Below are 5130 nucleotides of genomic sequence, written 5' to 3' on the forward strand. Positions count from 1 at the left end.
CGCCGCTGGGCTTCATCGGCGAAGCGCATCCGCAACCGGAGCGCGTGCGGCGCGTGTCCGCCCTGCTGCTGGCCGCGGCGGCCGCCGCCATCGCCATCGCGCTTTGGCTGCGGCACAGCCCGCTGCTGGGCGGCGTCGCGCCCGTGCTGGCGGTATTGCTGATCCGCGGCAGGCTGGCGCGGCAACTGGCGCTGGCGAGGTGAGCGCGATGGATGCCGCCCTGCTCGCCCCCGCCGCCGGCCTCGACGCCTTCCTGGCCGAGGCCGCCTCCTTGCTGCCGCCGGGCGCGCTGCTGCGCGGCGAGGATTGCGCGCCGTATCAGGCCGACGCCTCGGGTTGCCGAGGCCAGGCCGCCGCCGTGCTGCTGCCCGACAGCACCGAGACCGTCAGCGCCCTGCTGCGCGCCGCCGCGCGCCACCGCGCGCGGTTGGTGCCGCAGGGCAACCGCAGCGGGCTGGTGGGCGGCGCGGTGCCGGACGGCTCCGGCCGCCAGGCCGTGCTCTCCCTGGCCAGGATGCGCCGGCTGCGCGAATTCGATCCTTTGAACCGCAGCGCGGTGGCCGAGGCCGGCCTGTCGCTATCCGAGCTGAACCGCCAGCTGGAGCCGCACGGGCTGTGGCTGCCGATAGACGTAGGCAGCGACCCGGCCACTGGCGGCCTGGTCGGCGCCAATACCGGCGGCAGCCGGCTGCTGCGCCACGGCGACGCGCGCCGCAACCTGCTGGGCCTGGAAGTGGTGCTGGCCGACGGGCAAGGCAGCGTGTTGGACCTGACGGCCCCGCTGCGCAAGAACAATGCCGGCATCGATTTGAAACAGCTGTTCATAGGCAGCGGCGGCGCGCTGGGCGTGGTCACCGCCGCATCCTGGGACTTGAAGCGGCTCGACGCCTCGCAGCTGACGCTGTTCGCCGCCCTGCCGGATAGAGAAGCCGCGCTCGTCGCGCTGGACGCCTTCGAGCAGCATTTCGGCGAAACGCTGTCCGCCTTCGAGGTGATGGGCGCGCCGGCGCTGAACGCCACGCTGCGCCAGTTCCCCGCCCTGCGCCACCCGCTGGCGGGCAGCGTCGCCGGCTGCTACGCGCTGGTGGAAATCGCCAGCGCCATGCCAGGGCTGGACGCGCTGCTGCAAGAGCGGGCCGAGGCGCTGCTGGCCAGCCTGCATGAGCGCGGACTGATTCTAGACGCCGCCTTCGGCCAAGCCGAGCGGCTATGGCCGCTGCGCGACAGCCTGCCGCTGGCGCTGGCGGCGGCGGGTACGCCGCTGTCTTTCGACGTCGGCCTGCCACGCTCCCGGCTGCCGGCCTTCCTCTCCGCCGCCGAGCGTTGGCTGACGGCCGAGCACCCGGCGCTGCGGCTGTATGACTTCGGCCATTTCGGCGACGGCGGCTGCCATTTGATCGTGCTGCTGCCGCGCGGGATGGCCGCCGGCTACGGCCCGGCCAAGCTCGCCATGCTCAAAAGCGCGCTATACCAACTGGTGGCCGATCACGGCGGCGGCTTCAGCGCCGAGCACGGCGTCGGCCCGCTCAACGCGGCCTTTTACCGGAAATTTACCTGCCCCGCCGCGCAAGGTTTAGCCGCCGGACTGCAGCGGCTGTTGGACCCGGCGGCGGCGCTGGGCCGCCACCGCTACGGCTGAAGCGGCGGATACGCTTGCCCGCCGCTCCTGCCGGCCAACGGCAATCCGCAGGTGCGGCGGCTATGGGTCGCCAGGCAGGTCTATTCGCCCGACGGCATGGCTGCGCCGCCATGGGCAGCCAGTCCGGCGGACTGACCACTCATTATTGCAATGTCATTAAAAAATCAGCAAAATGGCCTTTTCTCTGGAAGCCATTTTAATGTCCAGTCCCTATACCGCGGCCTTTACACTGCAACAGCTGAGCGCAGACCGAGCCGCGGACTTCTGGCGCGTCAGCGACAGCGTGGCCAGGGAGCGTCGCTTTCTTTCTTTTCTGGAAATCTCGCAATCGTCTTCCGCTGAATATGTGCGCAGCCAATTGGCCAGCCAGGCCCCGCATTTGCTGTTGCTGGACGGCAATCAAGTCATCGGCTGGTGCGATGTCACGCCGCATCGTCTACCCATTTATCAGCATGGCGGCACGCTGGGCATCGGTCTGCTGCCCAGCCACCGCGGCATGGGCTTGGGCGGATGGCTATTGGAAAACACCGTGCGCTTAGCCGAACAGCGCGGCTTCCGCCGGCTGGAGCTGACCGTTCACGCGGACAATCTCAATGCCATCAAGCTGTACGAACGACAAGGCTTTCAACTGGAAGGACGCAAACGGGAAGCCGTCTGCATCGATGGCCGCCACATCGATGTCTTGATGATGGCGCGGCTAAGCCGCGCCGAGCCTCCCGAGCCATCAAACTAGCTACAGCACCCCAGCCGTCGGCAGACAGGGCCAATGCGGCAAGCCGGATCAAGCTGTCGATCGCGTCCCGCGCCAGGCGATGAGACGCATCAAAATAAGAGGCCGAGGTACGGCTCCCCAGCAGGGCTTGCAATGCGGTTTTCATCGTTTTCCCTCATCACGATACGATTGCCCAGGGCAAATATTTATTTTGAGCTGACGGTAATCATGCTCCACTGCACCGCCAGCACGCTGATCAACACGATGAGCAAGCCGGTCACGGATTGCGCCGACAAAGCCTGGCCCAACAGCGCCCAGCCCAGCGCCACGGCGGTCAATGGACTCAACAGTCCCAGGGATGTCACCGCCACGGCCGACAGGCGAGCGATGCCGCGAAACCACAGCAGGTAAGCGATCAAAGCGCCGAATACCGTTAAATAGACATAGCCGCCTATCTGGGTCGCGCTCAAAGCCGGCAGCGGCGGGTCGACGATCCACGCCAAAGGCAGCAGCATCAGCCCGCCCAGCGTCAGCTGCCAGCCGGTCAGCGCCGCCACCGGCGCCTGGAAGCGCCAGCGCCGCGTCAGATAGGTGCCGCAAGCCATCACCACCGCGCCGCCGAAGGCCGCCAGCATGCCCAGCCCATCCCAATGCGAGCCCGTCGACAACAGCAAAGCCGCCATGCCCGCCACCCCGCTCAGGCTGGCCCACAAGGCCAGCCGCGCCGGCTTGCGTCTTTCCACCTGCCAGGCCAGCATCATCACCAATAGCGGCTGGCAGGCCCCCACCACGGCAGCCAGCCCGCCCGGCAAACGGTAGGCGGCGACGAAAAGCAAGGCTTGAAACGCGCCGATATTCAAGAAAGACAGCAGCAGCATGCGTCCCCACTGCCCCTTGGCCGGCCGCCATCCGCCGAAGCAGGCCAGCAGCAAGCCGGCCGGCAATACCCGCAGCAAAGCGGCGGTGAAAGGACGATCCGGCGGCAGCAGTTGTGTGGTGACGATATAAGTCGAGCCCCAGATCACCGGCACCAAGGCGGTGATCAAGACATCGCCCCACTGGGCGGAGGCGCGCTGGACAGACATGGGCAATCCTTTCTCCTGCGTTTATAATCGAAGGCAAACTAACTTGAATTCAAGATACCATTTATCTCGAATTCAAGGCAAATTAATCTTGAATTCAAGACAAGGATGCAATATGTCCGAGGCCAGAACAGGCGACGCGGTAGACCGCATACTCGAACAATGGGCCAGGGAAAGGCCGGACTTGGATGTCAGCCCGATGGGCGTGATCGGACGGCTCAGCCGATGCGCGGCGCTGCTGTCGCAGCGGATGGACGCGGTGTTCGCGCATTACGGCCTCAGCGGATGGGAATTCGACATGCTGGCTGCGCTGCGCCGCAGCGGCGCGCCCTACTGCCTGGCGCCGACCGAGCTGTTTTCCTCGCTGATGGTCACCTCCGGCACCATGACCCACCGGCTTAAAGTCTTGGAAGGCAAGGGCTGGATCACGCGCGAGGCCAGCGAGCTGGACGCGCGCAGCACCCTGGTGCGGCTCAGCGCGGACGGATTCGCCTTGATAGAGCGCGCGCTGGAAGCGCACGTGGCCAATGAGCATGCCATCCTGTCCGGGCTGCCGGCTCGCAGCGTGGAAGCGCTGCAGAAACGCTTGGCGGAATTGCTGGCCACGATTGAAGACCACGCCAATTAGACCAATTATTCCAAAAAGAGAAATAATTCCTTGCGTGACATGGCCATTCCTTTGCGCCCTGCGCTCAGGCAAAGTGATGGTCCCATCATGTCACCCGACAAGGAGACGCGCATGACCCGCACCGCCATCCAGCTATACGACTTCCCGCTATCAGGCCACAGCCACCGAGCGCGGCTGATGCTGTCGCTATTGGGGCTGGAGTATGAAACCATTCCGGTGAAACTGGCCGAAGGCGAGCAGAAGCAGCCGGCCTTTCTCAAGCTGAACCGCTTCGGCCAGGTGCCGGTCTTGGTGGACGGCGAGGCGGTGGTGCCGGACTCCAACGCCATCCTGGTCTATCTGGCGCGCCGCTACGGCCATGGCGACTGGTTGCCGGAGGATCCGCTGGGCGAAGCCCGCGTGCAGCGCTGGTTGTCCGCCGCCGCCGGTCCCCTGGCCTTCGGCGCCGCCCAGGCGCGGCTGCACAAATGGCGCGGCGTGCCGCTGGACTACGAACTGGCCGCCAGCCGCGCCCGCGCGCTGCTGCAGGTGATGGACGAGGAACTGGCCGAACGCCCCTTCCTGGCCGGCGACGCCGCCACCATCGCCGACGTCTCGCTGTACAGCTACACCGCCCGCGCGCCGGAAGGAGAAATCTCGCTGCAGCCCTACCCGCACGTCCGCGCCTGGCTGGCCCGCGTCGAGGCGCTGCCCGGCTTCGTGGCCATGCCCGCCGTCAAGAACTAAACAGGAAACCGCCATGTTCGATACCCGCCCCGCCTCTCCCTGGCACGCCGGCGAACGGGAAATGCAGCGCCGCGCCGGCAGCCTGGACGCGCTGGCCGCGGTCGGCCCGCGCGTGGTGCGCGACCATATGCCGGAACAGCACCGCGACTTCTTCCGCCAGTTGCCCTTCCTGGCGATGGCGGCGCTGGACGAGGCCGGGCGGCCTTGGGCGGGCATCATCGAAGGTCTGCCCGGCTTTGTCGACTCGCCCGATCCGCGCGCGCTGAGCATTTCCGCCTTGCCCAGCCCGGCCGACCCCTTGCGCGACTGTCTGCATCCCGGCGCGGCGGTGGCCCTGCTCGGC

General features: G+C 66.9%; 7 protein-coding genes. 6 read left to right on the forward strand and 1 reads right to left on the reverse strand.

All coding sequences use genetic code 11. The features are described 5' to 3' along the window. The 3 genes from C2I19_RS22105 to C2I19_RS19365 form a co-directional block, all read left to right on the forward strand. Positions 1–203 (forward strand): hypothetical protein (locus tag C2I19_RS22105; RefSeq protein ID WP_199181280.1); only part of this gene is annotated, 203 nt, incomplete at its 5' end. A 5-nt stretch (positions 204–208) separates the two neighbouring features. Further along, entirely contained in the window at positions 209–1639 is a 1431-nt protein-coding gene (locus C2I19_RS19360; protein ID WP_103904260.1) for an FAD-binding oxidoreductase, read from the forward strand. Between the two features lie 199 nt (positions 1640–1838). Then, positions 1839–2372, forward strand: a complete 534-nt coding sequence (locus C2I19_RS19365; protein ID WP_158253767.1) for a GNAT family N-acetyltransferase — start codon at positions 1839–1841, stop codon at positions 2370–2372. A 185-nt stretch (positions 2373–2557) separates the two neighbouring features. Here C2I19_RS19365 and C2I19_RS19370 read toward each other — a convergent pair whose 3' ends face one another. Continuing rightward, positions 2558–3436: an EamA family transporter gene (locus C2I19_RS19370; RefSeq protein WP_103904262.1), complete on the reverse strand. Its 879-nt coding sequence runs from the start codon at positions 3434–3436 to the stop codon at positions 2558–2560. A 112-nt stretch (positions 3437–3548) separates the two neighbouring features. Here C2I19_RS19370 and C2I19_RS19375 point away from each other — a divergent pair, with 112 nt between their 5' ends. From C2I19_RS19375 to C2I19_RS19385, 3 genes are all read left to right on the forward strand, one after another. Continuing rightward, positions 3549–4061: a MarR family winged helix-turn-helix transcriptional regulator gene (locus C2I19_RS19375; protein WP_103904263.1), complete on the forward strand. Its 513-nt coding sequence runs from the start codon at positions 3549–3551 to the stop codon at positions 4059–4061. A 111-nt stretch (positions 4062–4172) separates the two neighbouring features. Next, positions 4173–4787, forward strand: a complete 615-nt coding sequence (locus C2I19_RS19380) for a glutathione S-transferase family protein (protein WP_103904264.1) — start codon at positions 4173–4175, stop codon at positions 4785–4787. A 13-nt stretch (positions 4788–4800) separates the two neighbouring features. After that, positions 4801–5130: hypothetical protein (locus tag C2I19_RS19385; protein ID WP_199181281.1), on the forward strand; the 330-nt coding region annotated here is incomplete at its 3' end.

Origin of the sequence: Chromobacterium alticapitis (genome assembly GCF_002924365.1) — a bacterium.
GTDB classification, from domain to species: domain Bacteria; phylum Pseudomonadota; class Gammaproteobacteria; order Burkholderiales; family Chromobacteriaceae; genus Chromobacterium; species Chromobacterium alticapitis.

What these genes read in the sequence shown, in the direction of transcription:
- C2I19_RS19380 (WP_103904264.1), top strand. Translation starts at nt 4,173, where the DNA reads ATGACCCGCACCGCCATCCAGCTATACGACTTCCCGCTATCAGGCCAC.
- C2I19_RS19360 (WP_103904260.1), top strand. Translation starts at nt 209, where the DNA reads ATGGATGCCGCCCTGCTCGCCCCCGCCGCCGGCCTCGACGCCTTCCTG.
- C2I19_RS19370 (WP_103904262.1), bottom strand. Translation starts at nt 3,436, where the DNA reads ATGTCTGTCCAGCGCGCCTCCGCCCAGTGGGGCGATGTCTTGATCACC.
- C2I19_RS19375 (WP_103904263.1), top strand. Translation starts at nt 3,549, where the DNA reads ATGTCCGAGGCCAGAACAGGCGACGCGGTAGACCGCATACTCGAACAA.
- C2I19_RS19365 (WP_158253767.1), top strand. Translation starts at nt 1,839, where the DNA reads ATGTCCAGTCCCTATACCGCGGCCTTTACACTGCAACAGCTGAGCGCA.